The organism is Streptomyces sp. NPDC047017 (assembly GCF_040644175.1).
Taxonomy (GTDB): Bacteria; Actinomycetota; Actinomycetes; order Streptomycetales; family Streptomycetaceae; genus Streptomyces.
In genome coordinates, this window is the sequence record NZ_JBEYVW010000010.1 from 110,527 (window position 1) to 132,524 (window position 21,998).

The window sequence follows — 21,998 nt, forward strand, 5'->3', positions numbered from 1 at the left end:
CCAACACGCGCTCACCGCCCGGGGTTTGGGAATCGTCCCGCACGGCGTGGCCGGCTGTCCGCACCGTACAACCGAAGTCCGTCCTCCGGGTGGTTCCGCCGCCGCCGGGGTCCTCGGACGTGTGTCCGCCGGCCGTCCTCACCGCACCGCTCCGGCGGCGAGCGTCGCCTCCACCTCGGCCTCGGTGGGCATCGCGGAGGAGCACTCCAGGCGGGAGGCGACGATGGCGCCGGCGGCGTTGGCGTGCCGCATGACGCGCTCCAGGTCCCAGCCGGCGAGCAGTCCGTGGCACAGCGAGCCGCCGAAGGCGTCCCCGGCGCCCAGGCCGTTGAGGACCTCGACCGGCAGCGGGGGCACCTCGGCCGTCTCGCCGGTGTCCCGGACGGCGAGGACGCCCTCGGGGCCCTGCTTCACCACCGCCAGTTCCACCCCGGCCGCCAGCAGCGCGCGGGCGGCGGCGTGCGGCTCGCGCAGGCCGGTGGCGACCTCCACCTCGTCCAGGTTGCCGACCGCGACGGTGGCGTGGCGCAGGGCCTCGGCGTACCGGGGGCGGGCGGCGGCCGTGTCCGGCCAGAACATGGGGCGCCAGTCGAGGTCGAGGACGGTGGGGCCGGACTTCGCCCGGTGCGCGAGCGCGGTGAGCGTCGCCGTGCGGCTGGGCTCCTCGCTCAGCCCGGTGCCGGTGACCCAGAAGACGCGCGCGCCGCGGACCGCGTCGAGGTCGAGGTCGCCGGGCTCGATCTCCAGGTCGGGGGCCTTGGGCCGGCGGTAGAAGTAGAGCGGGAAGTCGTCCGGTGGGAAGATCTCGCAGAAGGTGACCGGCGTGGGCAGCCCGGGCACCGGGGTGACCCAGCGGTCGTCCACGCCGAAGCCGCGCAGCGCCTCGTGCAGATAGGCGCCGAAGGGGTCGTCGCCGGTCCGGGTGATCACCGCGCTGCGGCGGCCGAGGCGGGCCGCGGCGACCGCGACGTTGGCGGCCGAGCCGCCGAGGAACTTCCCGAAGGTGCTCACCCGGGCCAGCGGCACGCCGGTCTGGAGCGGATAGAGGTCCACCCCGATCCGCCCCATGGTGATCACGTCGTGCGCCATCGGCTCCCCTTCGCCTCGACTCCCCCGGTTCTAGTGCCGGACGGAAGGCATGTCAATGCTTTGTCCGGACATATGGACGGGAAGGACTACGCATCCGCGGGAGTGCGCCGGCGGCGAAGGGCGGCTCCCCTCCGGCCGCTTTTCCTCCTTCCACCCGCCCCCCGGGCCGTAGCACCATGAGAAAAGGGGGAGGGGGCATGGCCGCAGCGGTGCGCGTCCTGGCGGGGCACGGCCCGGGCGGGTCCTGGGAACTGGCCCTCGCCCGGCCCGGTCCGCGGCTGCGGCCCGCGGTGCTCGGCTACCGCGGTGTCCGGCTCGCGGCGAACCGGCCGCGGCGCCGCCTGGAGGCCCCGATCGGCGCGGCGGCCCTGCTGCTCGGCTTCGCCGAACCGGTGCGCGTCCTGGGCCGCGGGCGGCCGCCGGTGACGCTGGTGTCGGTGTGCAGCGGACTGAACACCGCCCCGGTCATCGGGGAGCACGCCGGCCGGCTCTCCGGCATCGAGGTGCTGCTCATGCCCTGGGCGGCGTTCACCCTGTTCGGCACGGCGCAGTACGAACTGGCCGACCGCTGCCTGGACCCCGACGCCCTGCCGCACGCGCTCCCCCGCGTGCCGGGCGGCCGGCGGCCGGGCCGGCCCTGGCACTCGGTGGGCGAACTCTCCGCGGCGCTGGCCGCGCTGCCCACCTGGACGGACCGGTTCACCCTGCTGGACGACGTGCTCACCCGCTGGTACGCGGCCGGGCCGCCGAGTTCACAGCGGGTCGTGCGCGCCTGGTCGGAGCTGGTGCGCACGCGCGGCGCGATCCCGGTGCCGCGGCTCGCCGCCGAGGTGGGGTGGAGCGTACGGCAGCTGGAGAACCGCTTCCGGGAGCAGATCGGGCTCGGCCCCAAGGCCGCGGCGCGGGTGCTGCGGATGCAGCGGGCCCGGCGGCTGCTCGCGGCCGGGCACAGCGCCGCGGAGACGGCCGCGGCCTGCGGCTTCTACGACCAGGCGCACCTGAGCGGGGAGTTCAAGGCGATGACCGGGTGCACGCCGGCGCGGTTCACCGCGGCGCGCGGCGCCCCGCCGGCCTCGGCCCCCGGCGTCCCGGTGGCCGACCGGCTGCCGGGCGAGGCGACCAGCCTGATCCTGGAACCCCGGGCACAACCGGAACCGGCCGGCGCACCGGGCTGACGCCGTCAGTCGCCTCTGCGGCCGCGGTTGCCGGGCCGGGCGGCGGCCCAGGCGCGCACGGTGTCGGCGTACCAGTAGGGCCGGCCGCCCTCCACCCGGTCGGGCGCCGGCAGCAGGCCGTGCTTGCGGTAGGAGCGCACGGTGTCCGGCTGCACCCGGATGTGCGCGGCGATCTCCTTGTACGACCAGAGTTCTCGGTCGGTCATGTCGTGCACCTTCCCGCGCGCGCCACGGCGGCGGCCCGGGAAGGCCGTCGGGGGGCCGGGCGCGGCGCCGGTGATCAGCAAGCCTGTGCCGCGTGAACGAGCCGGCGGCGGCAGCGGCAAGGCCCTGTCGTCGGGGCGTGACGCGCGGGTCACGGAACCGGGACATGTGTGACGCGGAGGTTGCTTCTGTGACACACCCGCGGTGAAGGGAATCGCCCGGGTCGCGGCCGCGTCCCGCGTCGCCCCGTCCAGGAATACCCCCGAGGGGTATAGTGTTGGCTGTAACGAGTCGCTGTGGGACTCGCCTGCCCCACACATCACGGCACCACGACATCACGACATCACGACATCACGACGAGGAGAGCGACATGACCGCACAGACCGGGACGTCGGACGCCGTCACCACCGTCTACCAGGTGAGCGGGATGAGCTGCGGACACTGCGAGGGCTCCGTCTCCGCCGAGCTGTCCGAGCTGCCCGGTGTCAGCTCGGTGAAGGCCGTCGCCTCCACCGGCGAGGTCACCGTGGTCTCCGCCGCCCCGCTGGAGGAGGCCGCCGTGCGCGCCGCCGTGGACGAGGCGGGCTTCGAACTCGTCGGCCGCGCCTGAACGCTCGCGGCACCACCCGCGTATCTCTCGACACCGGGCCGTATCGACCAGCTGATACCGGCTCCGTACGGCCCGGTCCGCTCCCTGGAGTACGGACATGACCAGCACCACCACCAGCAGCAGCACAGCGGCCGTCCCGCAGACCGCCGGGACGGCCGAGGCCGAACTGCTCGTCGGCGGGATGACCTGCGCCTCCTGCGCGGCCCGCGTGGAACGCAAGCTCAACCGGATGGACGGCGTCACCGCCACGGTGAACTTCGCCACCGGAAAGGCCAAGGTCACCTACCCGCACGGGGTAACCGTCTCCGAGCTGATCGCCACCGTGGTGAAGACCGGGTACACCGCCGAGGAACCGCCCCCGCCGGAGCCGGCGCCCGCCGCCCCCCAGGACGCGCCGGGCGAGCCCGCCGCCGACCCGGAGCTGACCGCCCTGCGCGGACGCCTGGCCGTCTCCGCGCTGCTCGCCGTCCCGGTCGTGCTGCTCTCGATGGTCCCGGCCCTCCAGTTCGACAACTGGCAGTGGCTGGCGCTGACCCTGGCCGCGCCGGTCGTCGTCTGGGGCGGCCTGCCCTTCCACCGGGCGGCCCTCACCAACGCCCGGCACGGCGCGGCGACCATGGACACGCTGGTCTCGGTCGGCACGCTCGCCGCCTTCGGCTGGTCGCTGTGGGCGCTGTTCCTCGGGGACGCGGGCATGCCCGGCATGCACGACACGTTCCGGCTCACCGTCTCCCGGACGGACGCCGCCTCCACGATCTACCTGGAGGTCGCCTCCGGGGTGGTCGCGTTCATCCTGCTCGGCCGCTATCTGGAGGCCCGCTCCAAGCGGCGGGCGGGCGCCGCGCTGCGGGCGCTGCTGGAGCTGGGCGCCAGGGACGTGTCCGTGCTGCGGGACGGCCGCGAGGTCCGGGTGCCGGTGTCCGCGCTGGCCGTGGGCGACCGGTTCGTGGTCCGGCCCGGCGAGAAGGTCGCCACCGACGGCACGGTCGTCGAGGGCGCCTCGGCGGTGGACGCCTCGATGCTGACCGGCGAGTCCGTGCCGGCCGACGTGGCCGTGGGCGACGCCGTCACCGGGGCCACCGTCAACGCGGGCGGCCGGCTGGTGGTCGAGGCCACCCGGGTCGGCGCCGACACCCAGCTCGCCCGGATGGCCCGGCTGGTCGAGGACGCGCAGAACGGCAAGGCCCGGGTGCAGCGGCTGGCCGACCGGGTCTCGGCGGTCTTCGTGCCGGTCGTGCTGGTGATCGCCGTCGCCACCCTGCCGGCCTGGCTGTTCGCCACCGGGGACGTCACCGCCTCGTTCACGGCGGCCGTGGCGGTGCTGATCATCGCCTGCCCGTGCGCGCTGGGCCTGGCCACGCCGACCGCGCTGATGGTCGGCACCGGCCGGGGCGCCCAGCTCGGCATCCTGATCAAGGGCCCCGAGGTGCTGGAGTCCACCCGCCGGGTCGACACGGTCGTCCTGGACAAGACCGGCACGGTCACCACCGGCCGGATGACCCTCCAGGAGGTGTACGCCGCCGAGGGCACCGACGAGGAGGAGCTGCTGCGGCTGGCGGGCGCCCTGGAGCACGCCTCCGAGCACCCGCTCGCCCGCGCGGTCGCGGCCGGCGCCGAGCAGCGCGTCGGCGCGCTGCCGCCGGCCGAGCACTTCGAGAACGTGCCCGGACGGGGCGTACGCGGGCGCGTGGCGGGTCATGAGGTCGCCGTGGGGCGCCTGTTCGCCGAGCTGCCCGCCGGGGTGGCACGCGCCCGCCAGGAGGCCGAGGCGGCCGGGCGCACGGCCGTCGTGGTCGGCTGGGACGGAGTGGCGCGCGGTGTCGTCGCGGTGGCGGATGCGGTCAAGGAGACCAGCGCCGACGCCGTACGGCAGCTGCGTGCCCTGGGCCTGCGGCCGGTGCTGCTGACCGGGGACAACCGGACGGTGGCCGAGTCGGTGGCCCGCGCGGTCGGCATCGAGGCCGCCGACGTGATCGCCGAGGTGCTGCCCGAGGACAAGGTGGCGGCCGTCCGGCGCCTCCAGGGCGAGGGGCGGACCGTGGCCATGGTCGGCGACGGCGTCAACGACGCCGCCGCCCTCGCCACCGCCGATCTGGGCCTGGCGATGGGCACGGGCACCGACGCCGCCATCGAGGCCGGCGATCTGACGCTGGTGCGCGGGGACCTGCGGGTGGCGGCGGACGCCATCCGGCTGTCCCGGCGGACCCTGGCCACCATCAAGGGCAATCTCGTGTGGGCCTTCGGCTACAACGTGGCCGCGCTGCCGCTGGCCGCCGCCGGACTGCTCAACCCGATGATCGCGGGCGCGGCGATGGCCTTCTCCTCGGTCTTCGTGGTCACCAACAGCCTGCGGCTGCGCACGTTCCGCTGAGATCGAAGTTCGCCGAGATCGAAGTAAGAGTCCCTCTAGAGTCCGGCGCGCGGCTCACATAAGCTCTTCACAAGCCTCGCGCATCTTCCTTACGCTTGGGGCTCGATCGCCATATCAGGCTCTTGCGCGCCTAATGGGACATATGCAAGAGACGCAGCTCACAGTGATGTGAACGTAACCATCGAAGGGGTTCGAAGGTCTAAGTTTGGCGATGTCAGAAAGCGTCTTGGGGGGCGCGGACTGACATCTGGGGACGTCTTGGGGGACGTCTTCAGAGATGCGTTGCCGGGGCACGTACGTACACCGGGAAGCTTTGAGCGGCCCTCCCGGGCGTGCGTTGTCCCGGCAGATCGCACCCGCGTACTCGCGTACGCACGGCAGTGACGGCAGTACAGCGGTTCAGGCGCTGGTTCTCACAGACGCCCGGCCGGATCCCGTGGGGGGAATCCGATACCGGGACATGGGAAGGCGCCCTGGCCGCCGGCCCGTGGGGGGACCGGCGCACCGGGGCGCCTTCCGCTTTTGCCTCTGGCCCGGCTGCCTCTGGCCCGGCGCTTCGGCTCAGCGCCTTCGGCTCAGCGCTCTTCGACCGGGACGAAGTCGCGCTCGACGATGCCCGTGTAGATCTGGCGCGGGCGGCCGATGCGGGAACCCGGCTCCTTGATCATTTCCTGCCACTGGGCGATCCAGCCCGGCAGCCGGCCCAGCGCGAACAGGACCGTGAACATCTCGGTCGGGAAGCCCATGGCCCGGTAGATCAGGCCCGTGTAGAAGTCGACGTTCGGGTAGAGCTTGCGCTCGACGAAGTAGTCGTCGGAGAGCGCGTGCTCCTCCAGCTTGAGGGCGATGTCGAGCAGCTCGTCCGACTTGCCGAGGGCCGAGAGCACGTCGTGCGCGGCGGCCTTGATGATCTGGGCGCGCGGGTCGAAGTTCTTGTAGACCCGGTGGCCGAAGCCCATCAGGCGGACGCCGTCCTCCTTGTTCTTCACCTTGCGGATGAAGGTGTCGACGTCGGAGCCCGAGTCGCGGATGCCCTCCAGCATCTCCAGCACCGACTGGTTGGCGCCGCCGTGCAGCGGGCCCCACAGCGCGTTGATGCCGGCCGAGATGGACGCGAACATGTTGGCCTGCGAGGAGCCGACCAGGCGGACCGTGGAGGTCGAGCAGTTCTGCTCGTGGTCGGCGTGCAGGATCAGCAGCTTGTCCAGCGCGGAGACGACGACCGGGTCCAGGTCGTACTCGTCGGCGGGGACCGAGAAGGTCATCCGCAGGAAGTTCTCGACGTAGGAGAGGTCGTTGCGCGGGTAGACGAACGGGTGGCCGATCGACTTCTTGTACGCGTACGCGGCGATCGTCGGGAGCTTGGCGAGGAGGCGGACCGTGGACAGGTCGCGCTGCTTCTCGTCGAAGGGGTTGTGGCTGTCCTGGTAGAAGGTGGACAGCGCCGAGACGACGGAGGACAGCATCGCCATCGGGTGGGCGTCGCGCGGGAAGCCCCGGTAGAAGTTCTTGACGTCCTCGTGCAGCAGGGTGTGCCGGGTGATCTCGCCCTTGAACGACGACAGCTCGTCCACGGTCGGCAGCTCACCGTTGATCAGCAGGTAGGCCACCTCCAGGAAGGTGGAGCGCTCGGCCAGCTGCTCGATGGGGTAGCCGCGGTACCGGAGAATGCCCTGCTCGCCGTCGAGGTAGGTGACGGCGGATTTGTAGGCGGCCGTGTTGCCGTAGCCGCTGTCCAGAGTCACCAGACCGGTCTGGGTGCGGAGCTTCCCGATGTCGAAGCCCTTGTCGCCGACGGTGCTGTCGACCACCGGGTAGGTGTACTCGCTGCCGTCGTACCGCAGTACTACAGAGTTGTCGCTCACGTCTTCCCTCACCGACGTAGTGCCTCATCTTCGAGGTGCCCTGACTGTCTCTACCATCCCCCATTTGGCTCAGGAGAGTGCACTCGGGGTCGACCATTGGGCCTATCGGCGGCACTCAGTGCCGCCAACCTGCTCATCCTGCCCCCTTCGTCCGGCGACGGGAAGTGCTCTGTGACCTTTGCGACTCGTTTGATCGATCATTTTTCGTGATGCCGGGCCGGGACCGGAGGTTCGTGCGTGTTCGGTGCCCTTCGGAGACCTTTGTACGCCTTCAGGTGCCTTGGAGCCGGAAATCCAGCGCCGTGCAGCGGCGGCCCGCCGACACGGTCCGCACCGCCTGGCCGAGCGCCTTGCGCGAACCGACCAGCACGACCAGCTTCTTCGCCCGGGTCACCGCCGTGTAGAGCAGGTTGCGCTGGAGCATCATCCACGCGCCGGTGGTGACCGGGACGACCACGGCCGGGTACTCGCTGCCCTGGGAGCGGTGGATGGTCACGGCGTAGGCGTGCGCCAGCTCGTCCAGTTCGTCGAAGTCGTAGGGCACCTCCTCGTCCTCGTCCGTGAGCACCGTCAGGCGCTGGTCGACCTCGTCGAGCGCGGTGACCACGCCCACGGTGCCGTTGAAGACGCCGTTGGCCCCCTTGTCGTAATTGTTGCGGATCTGGGTGACCTTGTCGCCGACCCGGAACACCCGGCCGCCGAACCGCTTCTCCGCCAGGTCCGGGCGGCCCGGGGTGATGGCCTGCTGGAGCAGCCCGTTCAGCGCGCCCGCGCCCGCCGGGCCGCGGTGCATGGGCGCCAGTACCTGCACGTCCCGGCGCGCGTCCAGGCCGAACCGGGCCGGGATCCGCCGGGCCGCCACGTCCACGGTGAGCCGGCCCGCCGCCTCCGTGTCGTCCTCGACGAACAGGAAGAAGTCCTTCAGGCCGTCGGTGAGCGGATGCTGCCCGGCGTTGATGCGGTGCGCGTTGGTCACCACGCCCGACTGCTGGGCCTGCCGGAAGACACGGGTGAGCCGGACGGCCGGTACCGGACTGCCGTCGGCGAGCAGGTCGCGCAGCACCTCGCCGGCGCCGACGCTGGGCAGCTGGTCCACGTCCCCGACGAAGAGCAGGTGCGCGCCCGGCGGCACGGCCTTGACCAGCTTGTTGGCGAGCAGCAGGTCCAGCATGGACGCCTCGTCGACGACCACGAGGTCGGCGTCGAGCGGGCGGTCCCGGTCGTAGGCCGCGTCGCCGCCTGGTCTCAGTTCGAGCAGGCGGTGGACGGTGGACGCCTCGGCGCCGGTCAGCTCGGACAGCCGCTTGGCGGCCCGTCCGGTGGGCGCGGCCAGCACCACCTTGGCCTTCCGGGCGCGGGCCAGCTCCACGATCGAGCGCACCGTGAACGACTTGCCGCAGCCCGGCCCGCCGGTCAGCACGGCCACCTTCTCGGTCAGCGCCAGCCGCACGGCGGCCTCCTGCTCGGGGGCCAGCTCGGTCCCCGTACGGCCCTTGAGCCAGCCGAGCGCCTTGTCCCAGGCCACGTCCTGGAAGTACGGCATGCGGTCCTGGCCGGTCCGCAGCAGACGCAGCAGCTGGGCGGAGAGGGAGAGTTCGGCGCGGTGGAAGGGGACGAGGTAGACCGCGGTGACGGGCTCGGAGCCGCCGCCCTCGGCCGCCGGCACCTTCTCCCTGACGACCCCCGGGTCCTCCCCCTCCTCCGGGGTCCCGGACAGCTCGGCCAGGCACTCGATGACCAGCCCGGTGTCCACCTGGAGCAGCTTCACCGCGTCCGCGATCAGCCGCTCCTCCGGCAGGTAGCAGTGCCCCTGGTCGGCGGACTGGGACAGGGCGTACTGGAGGCCCGCCTTGACCCGCTCCGGGCTGTCGTGCGGGATGCCGACGGACTGCGCGATCCGGTCGGCGGTCAGGAAGCCGATGCCCCAGACGTCGGCGGCCAGCCGGTAGGGCTGGTTCTTCACCACGGAGATCGAGGCGTCGCCGTACTTCTTGTAGATGCGCACGGCGATGGAGGTGGACACCTCGACGGTCTGCAGGAAGAGCATGACCTCCTTGATCGCCTTCTGCTCCTCCCAGGCGTCGGCGATCTTCCTGGTCCGCTTGGGGCCCAGGCCCGGGACCTCGATGAGCCGCTTGGGCTCCTCCTCGATGATCCGCAGGGTGTCGGTGCCGAAGTGCCGGGTGATCCGGTCCGCGAAGACCGGCCCGATCCCCTTGACCAGGCCCGAGCCGAGGTAGCGCCGGATGCCCTGGACGGTGGCCGGCAGCACGGTCGTGTAGTTCTCGACGTGGAACTGCTTGCCGTACTGCGGGTGGGAGCCCCAGCGGCCCTCCATCCGCAGCGACTCCCCCACCTGGGCGCCCAGCAGCGCGCCGACGACCGTGAGCAGGTCGCCGGCGCCTCTGCCGGTGTCGACACGGGCCACCGTGTAGCCGTTGTCCTCGTTGGCGTACGTGACGCGTTCCAGCACGCCTTCGAGGACGGCGAGCCGGCGCTCCCCGGCCGGGGCCCCCGCCTGTGCCTGTCGGTCCATGATCCGACGGTACCGGTGGGGTGTGACAGCGGGCACCTCCCCTGCGGGTGCCCGCCGTGGTGCCTGTGGTGGGTGCCCGTGGTGGGTGCCCGTGGTGGGTGCCCGTGGTGGGTGCCCGTCGGGCGGTGTCAGGACTGGCAGTTGGTGAAGGTGCCGCTGGTCTGCACGCTGTAGATGCTGGCGCCGCCCGTGGGGTCGTTCTTCAGCGGGACGGTGAGGGTGTCGTCGGCCGTCCACGCGAAGCCGTTCTTGTCGAACGTCCACGTGCCGGTCACCTTCGTGGCCAGCTCCGACAGGGCGACCCAGCCGTACTGGCCCGGCGGGATCGTCGCGGACACCGAGTTGCCGAGGTCCTCGGTGAGGCTCAGGCTCACGTTGCCCGAGACGGTGCTCGCCACCGACGTGGCGATCGGGGACGCGCCGCCGGTGCCCAGGGACGCCGACAGCTGCCAGCCCAGCGAGCTGGACCAGCCGGTCTGCCGGCTGATGCTGAACGTGTAACCGGCCGGGCTCTGCGAGCCGTTGTACCAGACCGGGGAGACGCACTGCTTGGGCAGCGGGGCGGCCGGTGTCTGGCTCCGGGTGCTCCAGGAGCAGGTCGAGGTGTCCTTGGTGCACCGCGCGGCCGCGTAGTCGACCGCGAGGGCGAACGCGTCCTTCGCCGCGGTGCCCGTCCCCGACAGGGTCCAGCGCTGCGCGTTGGTGCCGTTGCAGGAGTAGTTGTCCGTCCAGGCGTCGTCGTAGTTGCCCGCGTACCAGACGTCCAGGCAGGAGTTGTCGCGCTTCTGCCGGATCATGAAGGTGTCCGCCCGGCCCGTGACGGGCTGGAAGTACCACTGCTCGCTCGCCCGGCCGTCGCAGGACTGCTGGCGCAGCGGCGTACCCGCGTCCACGCACTTGCCGGTGTCGGAGTTGACGATGCTGAACGAGCTGTCCGCGGGGTCGGGGCTGAGGCGCCACTTCTGGTGGTAGCCCGGCGAGCCGTTGGTGACGACGAAGACGCCGTCGCCGGTGTTGCCGTTCTGCGCGTCGAGGTTGCGGCCGTTGTTGACGTTGGTGATCGTGACGCCGTTCAGGCCCGTCGGGGGCGTCACCGCCGCCGTCCTGGCCGCCGCCGGGGAGGGCAGGGCCGACGCGCCGAGCGACAGGACGGCGACGCCGAGGAGCGCGGCGAGCCGTGCGGCGAGGCGTGCGCCGGGGCGGTGTCGTGTGCTGGTGGGCATGGTCCCTCGTATCCCAGGGTTGGGCATGACTCCTCGTTTCCCAGGGTGGTGAGCGCGGCGCCGGCCCGGCCGGACCGGGGCACTCCAAGATCTCCGACCGCCTCACCTCGCGTATTGGCCCGTGGCGCACGGTTGTTGGCGTGGAACGCACTGTCGTCGGCCGCGCCGGTGCTTTTGACTCGACCGAGGCGGAGCTGGCCCCACCGCGGATCCGAGGATGGCGAGGACGGCGAGGACAGCGAGGACGGCGAGGACGGCAGTGAGAGCGACAGTGATCGACACCGCCGAGCTGGCGGAGCGGGAGCGGGCCGACGTCTGGGTGGAGACGATGGCGTTGGCCCAGGTGACCCAGCGGGTGCGCTTTCTCGACGGCACGGCGTTGCAGGGGCGCATCGAGGTGATGCCGCTGGGTACCGGGCAGATCTCCGTCCTCTCCCACACCGCCGTGGAGGCCCAGCGGACACCGCGGCTGGTGCGGCAGTCGGACCCGGAGATGTACCACGCCGCGCTCGTGACCTCCGGCGAGGTGGGCATCGAGCAGTTCCGGCAGAGCACGCTGCTCAGGTGCGGGGACGTCGGGTTCTTCGACAGCTCCCACTCGTTCGACACCTTCACCGGGCCGATCCCGACCCGGACCCTGATCCTCCAGTTCCCCAAGCGCCTGCTGAGCGGCGGTGAGCGGACGTTCAAGGAGCTGTGCGGGCGCTCGCTCCCGGCGACCGAGGGGATGGGGCGGGTCTTCGCGACCTTCCTGGCCGAGGTGGCCGGGCAGTACGACGCCTGTACGCCGCAGGACGCGGTGGTCCTCCAGGACACGGCGCTCGACCTGCTCGGCGCGCTGCTGCGCCACCATCTCGGCCGCGACGCGACCGCGCCGCCCGCCTCCGGCACCGAGGCGATGTACCTGCGCATCGTCGCCCACATCGGCGAGCACCTGCACGAGCCCGGCCTGTCACCGGAGGACATCGCCCGCGCGCACAGCATCTCCGTGCGCTATCTGCACCGCATCTTCCAGCGGCACGGCACCACACCGCGCGCCTTCGTCCGCGAGCAGCGCCTGGAACGCTGCCGCCGCGACCTCAGCGCTCCCGAGCTGCGGAACGTCCCCGTCCACACCATCGCGGCCCGCTGGGGCTACCCCCAGGCCGACACCTTCTCCCGGGCCTTCCGCGCGCATACGGGGATGTCACCGCGGGAGTGGCGGGCGGGCCATGCGGGGCCGCGCTGAGCGCGCTCGTACGGGCCGGGCAGACCGGGCCGGGCCGGGCGTGCTGATCCGAGCCGGAGTGTGCTGATCCGAGCCGATCCGTCGGCGGGGACCGGCTACCCGCCGGCGGGGACCGGCTACCGACCGGCGGGGACCGGCTGGCCGCCGACGAGGACCGGCTACCGACCGGCTGCCCGCCGACGAGGACCGGCTACCGGCCGGCGGGGACGCACTCGGGCAGCGTGCCCACCAGCCTGACGGCCAGCAGATCCGGTGCGCCGCCGTCCGTCTCCGCGATGAACAGCAGGTGGTCTCCGGGCCGGATGGCGCCGGGCTTGATGTCGCGGACGCCGTCGCGGTGGTAGCCGGACGGGGGCACCACCTCCGTGAGGCTGCCGCGCGGGCGGCCGGAGGAGCCGGTGGTGCGGCAGGAGGCCGAGGGCACCAGCACCTTCGCGGGGATGCCGGCCTTGTCGAGCGCGGCCTGGAGCCCGGGAACGCCCTTCGTGTCGAACAACTGCACGGAGACCAGGCCGCCGGGCTGGGACCGGACGGCGTAGTCGGCGTCGACGATGTACAGGCCGGTTCCCGGGGTGCTCCGGGAGGCGGGGCCGGTGCTCGCGGTGAGGGGCGTCGGCGCGGCCTTCTGCGTGCTGTGCGCCCCGGAGTCCAGGGGGAGGGCGACGGCCACGGCCGCGGCTGCCGCGGCGAGGCCCACGGTCAGGACCGTCCGGCGGCGCGGCGCGCGGGGCCGCAGCACGACCCGGTGACCGGCGGGGGTGGACAGGGAGGTCGCGTGGGCGTGCAGCTCGTCGGCGAGCTGCTCCTTGAAGTGCGCGGGCGTGTTCACTGGGCGGCCTCCAGAAGGGCGGAGCGGGTGGCGTCGTGGGCCTGGCCGGCGGTGCGCAGGGCCTTGCGGGCGCGGTGCAGTCGTACGCGGGCGGTGGCCGAACTGATGCCCAGCGCCTGTGCCGCCTCGCGGGCCGTGAGCCCGTCCAGGGCGACCAGATCGAGGACCGCGCGCAGCGGCTCGGAGAGCGCGGCGTGGGCGCAGGCGAGTCCGCGGGCGGCGCGGTCGGCGTCGATCCGTCTCTCGATGGCGCTGACGTCCTCCTCGTCCAGCAGCCGCCGCCCGCTGATCCTGACCATCAGGTGCCGTTCGCGTGCGGTGCCGCGGAAGTGGGTGTGGATGACGTTGCGAGAGATGCCGTAGAGCCAGGCGAGGGGAGCGCCGCGCCGGGCGTCGTAGGTGTGGGCGCCCTCCAGGGCGGCCACAAGATGTCCGCCGTCAGGTCGGCGGCCAGATGTGCGCTGTCGACGCGCCGGGGGACGAACCCGAGCACGATCTCGAAGTGCTGCTCGTAGAACGCGGCGAACCCCGCGGGGTCCCGCGCGGGTGGTGCGGTCGGACGCTCCGTCGGCACGGACGGCTCCTCAAGGGCGAGTCGAAGGGGTGGTGCGTGACACCCCGTACTAGTCCGCGATCCGCGAGAGCGTTACATCCGCCCTGCGCCGGTCCGCCGGCGCCGGTCTCGTGGCCGGGGCCAGGGCTCGGCGCGTGCCCCGCCGCCGCGGTGCCCGTCACCAGACGCCCAGCGTCACGCACCCGTGGTCCAGCCACTGCGCGAAGGAGACGGGCACGCCACCGCCCAGGCGCATCGGCAGGATCAGGTCGCAGGTGGCGCGGGCGTCGCACCACATCTCGCCGCGGTGCGCTCCGGTGACGACGAGCAGCGTCGCGAAGCCGCACCCGTTCTCCTGCACGAACACGGCACCGGACGTCTTGTGGTCCTGTAGCACCCCGTACTCGTCGTCCCACTTCCCCCACGCCGCCCGATAGGCACCCTCGTCCGCGAAGTCCCCGCGCAGCGGCTCGCGCTCGTCCAGCCGGTCCTCGTGGTCGCGGTAGGAATCGGGGTGGGGGAAGTCGGTGCCGAGCAGGCCGTAATGGGTGAGGGAGTCCCCCTCCCAGCGCCAGCCCGCGGCGGTCCTGCGCAGCGGGTTGACCCTGCCCTTGCCCTGGCCGTTGCAGCGCAGCAGGTAGGCGCGGTACTCGTCCGGGAAGGTGACCTTGAGTTCTGACTCGGCTTCCTGGACTTCTCCTTGGGTGAGGGCGGCCGCCGCTGACGGTCCGAGCACGTCAACTCTCCACGGGGGCGGTGGGCGTGTTCTTCAGGCCGTCCACGAAAGCAGTGAAGGCGGGGGCCGGGAAGGTGAGGGTGGCTCGGGTGGGGGCTTTGGAGTCGCGGAGGGCGACGTGGGTGGGGACGTTGGCGATCTCTACGCAGTTGTTGCCGTCGCCCTCGCCGGAGTAGGACGACTTCCGCCAGTTGTCCATGGGACCTCACAGCTCCTTCGTCAGCCTGTGGATGAAGTCGCGCGAACGGTCCGGTTCGAGCGACACGGCTTCCACCCTATGGAAGCGCATCCGATAAGCCTTGAGCTGGGCCTCGGAATCGATCAAAAGCGCTCCGTGAGGTGCGTCCCGCGCAACCGTGTCCAGCTTGGGTACGCGCCCACCGATATACGTCAGCGTGCTTGAGGCTCTGGCGAAACCGTCCAGATCGAACGGGATGACGCGAAGCGTGATGCGGTCCGCTTCTCGGAAGCCTCAAGAAGCCGTACGAGTTGGGCCTGCGTCGCGGCACGGTCGGCAACCCTGATACGCAGAGCCGACTCGTGGATGACGATCTCGTGCGGGAAGGCGGCCTTGCTCTGCCGCGTCAGTCGGTGGTGAACCCGTAACTCAAGTTCCTCAGCCGTGAGTTCCGGAATCCTTCGTCACCACCCAGAGCAGCGCCACGGCCAAGTGGGCAGCCCGGCCCATCCGGCTGGGCTTTCCCGGCTGGCACTCGCTGACGGTGCGTCCGCTCGTGCTGGGCCCGGACAACGTTCCGGTGATCACGGACGAGCGGCAGGCCGAGCAGGACGTACCTCTCGCGGTGCTCTCGGCGATGACACACGGGCGTGGCCCGCAGGCTCCGGGCATACTGAAATCCCTGGCATCCGCCCTGCGGACCATCGACCCCGAGAACGCCGCAGTCTTCGTGCAATTCGTCGACTCCTGCCTGGCCGACCCCCAGGCGCAGCAGATGTGGAGGGACCTCATGACGGCGATCCAGTACTTCTGGCGGCACCCGCTGGCCGAGCAGGTGCGCGAAGAAGGACGAGAGCAGGGCCGGGAGCAGGGCCGGGCCGAGGCCAAGGCCGAGATGATCCTGCGCATCCTTGAATGGCGCGGCCTCCCTGTGCCCGACGACGTCCGCGAGCGGGTCGAAGCCTGCACGGACCTCGACCAGCTGGAGCGCTGGGCGCAGCGGGCCGTGCTCGCCACGGTCGCGGCGGAGCTGTTCACCGAGGAGTGAGCCCCTGGCCATCGGGCCACTCGTCTCGGTCGGAGGCATGTGACACCGGCCAGGAAGCGGGTGGCCCACGGTCGTCTCGCGCGCCGGGTGCGACACCGTCCGCCCTGGAGGACGCGTCATCCGCCCCCGGTCACGATTAGGTTTCAGCCACCTTCACCCCCTTGTCACGATCTCGTGTAATCGATTCCAATCCCTCGTGTAATCGATTCCACGAGGAGGTGGAGCGGGCGATGGCGAGTATCAAGGATGTCGCTGCCGAGGCCGGGGTGTCCGTGGCCACGGTGTCGCGCGTCCTGAATGAGCATCCGTCGGTCAGTGCCGACGCGCGCAAGCGGGTGCTGGCCGCCGTCGCGGCGCTGGAGTACCGGCCGAACGCCGTCGCCCGTTCGCTGCGGACCGATCAGACCCGCACCCTCGGGCTGGTCATCAGCGATGTGCTCAATCCGTACTTCACGGAGCTGGCCCGGTCCGTGGAGGAGGAGGCCCGCGCGCTGGGGTACAGCGTGATCATCGGCAACGCCGACGAGCGGCCCGACCTCCAGGACCACCATGTGCGGACCCTGCTGGACCGCCGTATCGACGGCCTCCTCGTCTCCCCCACCGACGGCGGGTCCCCGCTGATGCTGGACGCCGTGCGCGCGGGGACGCCGATGGTGTTCGTGGACCGGTGGATCAAGGGCGTGGACGTGCCGGTGGTGCGGGCGGACGGGCAGCGGGCCGTGCGCGATCTCGTCGCCCATCTGTACGGGCTCGGGCACCGGCGGCTCGCTATCATCGCCGGTCCCGCGGCCACCACCACCGGCAGTGAGCGGGTCGAGGCCTTCCGTGCGGCGCTGGGCGAGTACGGGCTCGCGCTGCCCGGCGCCTACACCGGGCAGGGCGACTTCCAGGCCGAGAGCGGGCGGCGGGTCACCGAGGGCTTCCTCGACCTGCCCGAGCCGCCCGAGGTGGTCTTCGCCGCCGACAACCTGATGGCGCTCGGCGCGCTGGACGCGATCCGGGCGCGCGGGCTGCGGGTGCCCGACGACATCGCACTCGCCGCGTTCGACGACATCCCGTGGTTCGTGCACACCGACCCGCCGATCACCGCCGTCGCCCAGCCCACGGGCGAGCTGGGCCGGGCCGCCGTACGGGCCCTGGTCGACCGGATCGAGGGGCGGACCCCGCAATCCGTGACCCTGCCCGCCCGGCTCGTCGTGCGCCGCTCGTGCGGAGCGGGACAGGGGCTCGTGGGGGGCGTAATCAACGCGACAGACGCGACCGACAGGAGCATGCCGTGAGCGACCCCGAGGAGTTGCTGCGCATCGAGGGCATCCGCAAGACCTTCCCGGGCGTGGTGGCGCTGGACAGCGTCGACTTCGACCTGCGCCGGGGCGAGGTGCATGTGCTGCTCGGTGAGAACGGCGCGGGCAAGAGCACGCTGATCAAGATGCTCTCCGGCGCCTACACCCCCGACGCGGGGCGCATCCTGGCCGGCGGCGAGGAGGTGCGCGTCCACGGCGCCCAGGACGCCGAGCGGCTCGGGATCGCCACCATCTACCAGGAGTTCAACCTCGTACCGGACCTGACCGTCGCGGAGAACATCTTCCTGGGGCGCCAGCCGCGCCGGTTCGGGATGATCGACCGCAAGCGGATGGAGTCCGAGGCCGCCGCCCTCCTCGAACGGGTCGGCGTCAGCGTCTCGCCCCGCGCCCGGGTGCGCGAGCTGGGCATCGCCCGGCTCCAGATGGTGGAGATCGCCAAGGCGCTCAGCCTGGACGCGCGCGTGCTCATCATGGACGAGCCGACCGCCGTGCTGACCTCCGAGGAGGTCGACAAGCTGTTCTCGATCGTGCGGGCGCTGCGCGCCGACGGCGTCGGGGTCGTGTTCATCACCCATCACCTGGAGGAGATCGCCGCCCTGGGCGACCGGGTCACGGTCATCCGGGACGGGCGCAGCGTGGGCCAGGTGCCCGCCTCGACGCCCGAGGAGGAACTGGTCCGGCTCATGGTGGGGCGCTCCATCGAGCAGCAGTACCCCAGGGAGCGGCCCGAGCGGGGCGAGGCGCTGCTCGCCGTGGACGGGCTCACCCGCGGCGGCGTCTTCCACGACATCAGCTTCCAGGTGCACGCCGGTGAGGTCGTCGGCATCGCGGGGCTGGTCGGGGCGGGGCGCACCGAGGTCGTGCGGGCCGTGTTCGGCGCGGACCCGTACGACCGGGGGGACGTGCGGGTCGCCGGTGCCCGGCTGCGGCGGCACGACGTGGGCGCGGCCATGGCCGCCGGGATCGGGCTCGTGCCCGAGGACCGCAAGGGGCAGGGCCTGGTCCTGGACGCCTCCGTCGAGGAGAACCTCGGCCTGGTCACCCTGCGGTCCACGTCCCGCGCCGGGCTCGTCGACCTCAAGGGGCAGCACACCGCCGCCGAACGGATCGCCGGGCAGCTCGGTGTGCGGATGGCCGGGCTCAACCAGCAGGTGCGGACCCTGTCCGGCGGCAACCAGCAGAAGGTCGTCATCGGCAAGTGGCTGCTGGCCGACACCAAGGTCCTCATCCTCGACGAGCCGACCCGGGGCATCGACGTCGGCGCCAAGGTCGAGATCTACCAGCTCATCAACGAACTGACGGCCGCCGGAGCCGCCGTCCTGATGATCTCCAGCGATCTGCCCGAGGTGCTCGGCATGAGCGACCGGGTGCTGGTGATGGCCCAGGGCCGGATCGCGGGCGAACTCCCCGCCGGCCGGGCCACGCAGGACGCGGTCATGTCGCTGGCCGTCAGTACTCCCACCGCAGACACAGACACAGTCGCAGACACAGAGGCAGACAAGGAGGCCCCCCGTGGCCACTGACACGCTCAAGAGCAGGGCGGGCGCGGGTGTCGCCCCGGGCGGCCTGCGCCGGCTGCTCCTCGACAACGGCGCGCTCACCGCGCTGATCGTCCTCGTCATCGCCCTGTCGGCGCTGTCCGGCGACTTCCTGACGACGGACAACCTGCTCAACATCGGCGTCCAGGCGGCGGTGACCGCGGTGCTCGCCTTCGGCGTCACCTTCGTCATCGTCGCGGCGGGCATCGACCTGTCGGTGGGTTCGGTGGCGGCCCTGTCGGCGACCGTGCTGGCCTGGACGGCCACCTCGCACGGGGTGCCGGTCGTCCTCGCGGTGCTCCTCGCCGTCGCCACCGGTATCGCGGCGGGCCTGGTCAACGGGTTCCTGATCTCCTACGGCAAGCTGCCGCCGTTCATCGCGACGCTGGCCATGCTGTCGGTGGGCCGCGGCCTGTCGCTGGTCATCTCGCAGGGCTCCCCGATCGCCCTGCCCGGCTCGGTCTCGCACCTGGGCGACACGCTCGGCGGCTGGCTGCCGGTGCCCGTGCTCGTCATGGTCGTCATGGGCCTGATCACGGCGTTCGTGCTGGCCCGTACGTACATCGGGCGTTCGATGTACGCGATCGGCGGCAACGAGGAGGCGGCCCGGCTGTCGGGGCTGCGGGTCAAGCGGCAGAAGCTCGCCATCTACGCCCTGTCCGGGCTGTTCGCCGCCGTCGCGGGCATCGTGCTCGCCGCCAGGCTGTCCTCGGCGCAGCCGCAGGCCGCCAACGGCTACGAACTGGACGCGATCGCCGCGGTCGTCATCGGCGGTGCCTCGCTGGCGGGCGGCACCGGCAAGGCGTCGGGCACGCTGATCGGCGCGCTGATCCTCGCGGTGCTCCGCAACGGCCTGAACCTGCTGTCCGTGTCCGCGTTCTGGCAGCAGGTCGTCATCGGTGTGGTCATCGCGCTGGCCGTGCTCCTGGACACCGTGCGCCGCAAGGCCGGGGCGACCCCGCAGGCCGCGGGCACCGGCAGTGGCGGCGAGAAGAAGAAGCAGGCGGCGACGTACGGGCTGGCGGCCGTGGTGACGGTGGCCCTGGTGGCCGCGACCTCGCTGCTGCACACCGGTTCCGCCGGCGCCGGCCAGAAGATGGGTCTGTCGCTGTCCACCCTCAACAACCCGTTCTTCGTGCAGATCAAGTCGGGCGCGCAGGCCGAGGCGAAGAAGCTCGGCATCACGCTGACCGTGACCGACGCGCAGAACGACGCCTCCCAGCAGGCCAACCAATTGCAGAACTTCACCAGTTCCGGGCTGGGCGCGATCATCGTCAACCCGGTCGACTCGGACGCGGCCGGCAACTCGGTCAAGGCCGCCGACCAGGCGAAGATCCCGGTCATCGCGGTGGACCGCGGCGTCAACCACGCCGACACCGACGCACTGGTCGCCTCCGACAACGTGGCCGGCGGCGAACTGGCCGCCAAGACCGTCGCCCAGAAGCTGGGCGGGCACGGGAAGATCGTGATCCTCCAGGGGCAGGCGGGCACCTCGGCCGCGCGTGAGCGCGCCGCCGGTTTCGCCCAGGGTCTCAAGGCGTACCCGGGCATCCAGGTGCTGGCCCAGCAGCCGGCCGACTTCGACCGCACCAAGGGGCTCGACGTGATGTCGAACCTGCTCCAGGCCCACCCGGACGTGCAGGGCGTGATCGCCGCCAACGACGAGATGGCGCTCGGCGCGGTCAAGGCGCTCGGCTCCAAGGCCGGCACGTCGGTGCAGGTCGTCGGTTTCGACGGCACCCCGGACGGCCTGACCGCCGTCAAGAACGGCACGCTGTACGCGTCGGTCGCGCAGCAGCCCAGCCGGCTGGGCCGGATCGCCGTGGACAACGCCCTCAAGGCGGTCCAGGGCAAGAAGGTCGAACCGACGGTGAAGGTGCCGGTCAAGGTGGTAACCAAGGAGAACGTGGCCGGGTTCAGCGGCTGACCGGCGACCCGTTCCGGTAAGGAGACACTGCACATGTACGACTACGACCTCCTGGTCGTGGGGTCGGCCAACGCCGACCTGGTGATCGGCGTCGAGCGGCGGCCCGCGGCCGGGGAGACCGTCCTCGGCTCGGACCTGGCGACCCACCCCGGCGGCAAGGGCGCCAACCAGGCGGTGGCCGCCGCCCGGCTCGGCGCCCGCACCGCCCTGCTGGCCCGGGTCGGCGACGACGCGCACGGGCGGCTGCTGCTGGACGCGCAGCGGGCGGCCGGGGTGGACCCGGCGGGCGTGCTGGTCGGCGGCGCGCCGACCGGGGTCGCGCTGATCACGGTGGACCCGACCGGGGACAACTCCATCGTGGTCTCGCCGGGCGCCAACGGCCGCCTCACTCCGGACGACGTCCGCGCGGCGGCCGAACTGATCGGCTCCGCCCGGGTGGTCTCCGCCCAGCTGGAGATCCCGCTGGAGACGGTCGTGGAGGCGGTACGGCAGCTCGCCCCGGGCGGCCGGTTCGTGCTGAACCCGTCGCCGCCGCGCCCGCTGCCCCGAGAACTCCTCGACGCCTGCGACCCGTTGATCGTCAACGAGCACGAGGCGAAGGTGATCCTCGGCGGGGACGGCGCCGGTGACGACCCCGAGGACTGGGCGCGGGCGCTGCTGGCGCGCGGCCCGCGGTCGGTGGTCGTCACCCTCGGCGGCGAGGGCGCCCTGGTGGCGTCGGCCGACGGGGTGGCCCGGGTGGCGTCGGTGAAGGTGGCCGCGGTGGACACCACGGGCGCGGGCGACGCGTTCACCGCCGCGCTGGCCTGGCGGCTGGGCGCGGGCGAGTCCCTGAAGGACGCGGCGGCGTACGCGGCCCGGGTGGGGGCGGCGGCCGTGACCCGGCGGGGCGCGCAGGAGTCGTACCCGACGGCGGCGGAGGTCGACGCCCTGTGAAGCGGGCGGGCATCCTGAACCGGCACCTGGCCGGGGCGCTGGCCGAACTCGGGCACACCGACGAGGTGCTGGTGTGCGACGCGGGGATGCCGATACCGGCCGGTCCGCGCGTGGTGGACCTGGCGTTCCGCGCCGGGGTGCCGTCCTTCGCCGAGGTGCTGGACGGGCTGCTGGCCGAGCTGGTGGTGGAGGGCGCGACGGCCGCGCAGGAGATACGTACGGCCAATCCGGCCGCCGCCGCCCTGCTGGACGGCCGCTTCCCCGCCCTCGCCCTGGTCCCGCACGAGCGGCTCAAGGAGCGGTCGGCGGATGCCCGTCTGGTCGTACGGACCGGGGAGGCACGCCCGTACGCGAACGTGCTGCTGCGCTGCGGGGTGTTCTTCTAGGGGCTGGTGCGGGCCTGGTACTGGCCGGCCGTGGTCCTGCCGCGGGCCGGCTGTGGGCCTGTGTCGTGTGCTGGACAGCTTCGAGGGGGCCCGGTCGTCGACCCGGCCCCCTCGGCTCTTCCCCTCCTGTGCCGGAACCCCGCGATCCCCCCCGGGTCCCCCCGCGGGCGTTCCGACGCCAGATACGACACGCCTGGCGCGGGAAGGGTTGCACTGCGGCACAAGATTCTTTACGGAGGGTCTCCCGGTGCCCTCCCGCTGA

At 72.3% G+C, this 21,998-nt stretch carries 18 protein-coding genes and 2 pseudogenes; 10 read left to right on the forward strand and 10 right to left on the reverse strand.

Translation table 11 applies throughout. The annotated features are described in order from the left end of the window. Positions 1-138: 138 nt before the first annotated feature. On the reverse strand, positions 139-1,089 hold the full coding sequence (gene iolC, locus ABZ858_RS18665; RefSeq protein ID WP_361379118.1) for a 5-dehydro-2-deoxygluconokinase: 951 nt from the start codon (positions 1,087-1,089) through the stop codon (positions 139-141). A 197-nt stretch (positions 1,090-1,286) separates the two neighbouring features. Here iolC and ABZ858_RS18670 point away from each other — a divergent pair, with 197 nt between their 5' ends. Next, positions 1,287-2,264 (forward strand): helix-turn-helix domain-containing protein, encoded by a 978-nt coding sequence (locus tag ABZ858_RS18670; RefSeq protein ID WP_361379121.1) that lies wholly within the window; start codon positions 1,287-1,289, stop codon positions 2,262-2,264. 5 nt (positions 2,265-2,269) lie between these two features. Here ABZ858_RS18670 and ABZ858_RS18675 read toward each other — a convergent pair whose 3' ends face one another. Further along, positions 2,270-2,470, reverse strand: coding sequence for a MerR family DNA-binding transcriptional regulator (locus ABZ858_RS18675; protein ID WP_361379124.1), 201 nt, complete (start codon positions 2,468-2,470; stop codon positions 2,270-2,272). Between the two features lie 368 nt (positions 2,471-2,838). Between ABZ858_RS18675 and ABZ858_RS18680 the strand changes: the two genes are divergently transcribed. Continuing rightward, entirely contained in the window at positions 2,839-3,078 is a 240-nt protein-coding gene (locus ABZ858_RS18680; RefSeq protein ID WP_361379127.1) for a heavy-metal-associated domain-containing protein, read from the forward strand. 97 nt (positions 3,079-3,175) lie between these two features. Further along, a complete protein-coding gene (locus ABZ858_RS18685) occupies positions 3,176-5,449 on the forward strand; it encodes a heavy metal translocating P-type ATPase (protein ID WP_361379130.1) in 2,274 nt (757 codons plus the stop codon). A gap of 575 nt (positions 5,450-6,024) precedes the next feature. Here ABZ858_RS18685 and ABZ858_RS18690 read toward each other — a convergent pair. The 3 genes from ABZ858_RS18690 to ABZ858_RS18700 all read right to left on the reverse strand — a co-directional run bounded on the left by ABZ858_RS18690 (position 6,025) and on the right by ABZ858_RS18700 (position 11,073). Beyond that, positions 6,025-7,314 carry a citrate synthase gene (locus ABZ858_RS18690; protein ID WP_361379133.1) on the reverse strand — a complete coding sequence of 430 codons (1,290 nt, stop codon included), beginning with the start codon at positions 7,312-7,314 and terminating at the stop codon, positions 6,025-6,027. 271 nt (positions 7,315-7,585) lie between these two features. Then, on the reverse strand, positions 7,586-9,850 hold the full coding sequence (locus ABZ858_RS18695) for an ATP-dependent RecD-like DNA helicase (protein WP_361379136.1): 2,265 nt from the start codon (positions 9,848-9,850) through the stop codon (positions 7,586-7,588). A 128-nt stretch (positions 9,851-9,978) separates the two neighbouring features. Next, on the reverse strand, positions 9,979-11,073 hold the full coding sequence (locus ABZ858_RS18700) for an RICIN domain-containing protein (RefSeq protein WP_361379139.1): 1,095 nt from the start codon (positions 11,071-11,073) through the stop codon (positions 9,979-9,981). Between the two features lie 259 nt (positions 11,074-11,332). On the opposite strand from ABZ858_RS18700, the gene ABZ858_RS18705 reads away from it, so the two are divergent. Next, a complete protein-coding gene (locus ABZ858_RS18705) occupies positions 11,333-12,301 on the forward strand; it encodes a helix-turn-helix domain-containing protein (RefSeq protein ID WP_361379142.1) in 969 nt (322 codons plus the stop codon). 190 nt (positions 12,302-12,491) lie between these two features. Here ABZ858_RS18705 and ABZ858_RS18710 read toward each other — a convergent pair whose 3' ends face one another. From ABZ858_RS18710 to ABZ858_RS18730, 5 genes and pseudogenes are all read right to left on the reverse strand, one after another. Beyond that, positions 12,492-13,130, reverse strand: a complete 639-nt coding sequence (locus ABZ858_RS18710) for a hypothetical protein (RefSeq protein WP_361379145.1) — start codon at positions 13,128-13,130, stop codon at positions 12,492-12,494. Further along, positions 13,127-13,555 (reverse strand): RNA polymerase sigma factor, encoded by a 429-nt coding sequence (locus ABZ858_RS18715; protein WP_361379148.1) that lies wholly within the window; start codon positions 13,553-13,555, stop codon positions 13,127-13,129. The genes ABZ858_RS18710 and ABZ858_RS18715 overlap by 4 nt, the downstream gene beginning before the upstream one ends. A gap of 306 nt (positions 13,556-13,861) precedes the next feature. Continuing rightward, on the reverse strand, positions 13,862-14,419 hold the full coding sequence (locus tag ABZ858_RS18720) for an SMI1/KNR4 family protein (RefSeq protein WP_361379151.1): 558 nt from the start codon (positions 14,417-14,419) through the stop codon (positions 13,862-13,864). 1 nt (position 14,420) lies between these two features. After that, on the reverse strand, positions 14,421-14,618 hold the full coding sequence (locus ABZ858_RS18725) for a DUF397 domain-containing protein (protein WP_361379154.1): 198 nt from the start codon (positions 14,616-14,618) through the stop codon (positions 14,421-14,423). Positions 14,619-14,624: 6 nt separating this feature from the next. Further along, positions 14,625-15,058, reverse strand: a pseudogene (locus tag ABZ858_RS18730) (Scr1 family TA system antitoxin-like transcriptional regulator); the annotation flags it as partial. Positions 15,059-15,066: 8 nt separating this feature from the next. Here ABZ858_RS18730 and ABZ858_RS18735 point away from each other — a divergent pair. From ABZ858_RS18735 to rbsD, 6 genes and pseudogenes are all read left to right on the forward strand, one after another. Next, a pseudogene (locus ABZ858_RS18735) lies at positions 15,067-15,645 on the forward strand (hypothetical protein); the annotation flags it as partial. A 230-nt stretch (positions 15,646-15,875) separates the two neighbouring features. After that, positions 15,876-16,925 carry a LacI family DNA-binding transcriptional regulator gene (locus ABZ858_RS18740; protein ID WP_361379157.1) on the forward strand — a complete coding sequence of 350 codons (1,050 nt, stop codon included), beginning with the start codon at positions 15,876-15,878 and terminating at the stop codon, positions 16,923-16,925. After that, positions 16,922-18,472 (forward strand): sugar ABC transporter ATP-binding protein, encoded by a 1,551-nt coding sequence (locus ABZ858_RS18745; protein ID WP_361379160.1) that lies wholly within the window; start codon positions 16,922-16,924, stop codon positions 18,470-18,472. The genes ABZ858_RS18740 and ABZ858_RS18745 overlap by 4 nt, the downstream gene beginning before the upstream one ends. After that, positions 18,462-20,414, forward strand: a complete 1,953-nt coding sequence (locus tag ABZ858_RS18750; protein WP_361379163.1) for a substrate-binding domain-containing protein — start codon at positions 18,462-18,464, stop codon at positions 20,412-20,414. Before ABZ858_RS18745 ends, ABZ858_RS18750 begins: the two co-directional genes overlap by 11 nt. Before the next feature lie 33 nt (positions 20,415-20,447). Then, on the forward strand, positions 20,448-21,350 hold the full coding sequence (locus tag ABZ858_RS18755) for a ribokinase (RefSeq protein WP_361379166.1): 903 nt from the start codon (positions 20,448-20,450) through the stop codon (positions 21,348-21,350). Further along, positions 21,347-21,736 carry a D-ribose pyranase gene (gene rbsD, locus ABZ858_RS18760; RefSeq protein WP_361379169.1) on the forward strand — a complete coding sequence of 130 codons (390 nt, stop codon included), beginning with the start codon at positions 21,347-21,349 and terminating at the stop codon, positions 21,734-21,736. The genes ABZ858_RS18755 and rbsD overlap by 4 nt, the downstream gene beginning before the upstream one ends. The last annotated feature ends 262 nt before the right edge of the window (positions 21,737-21,998 follow it).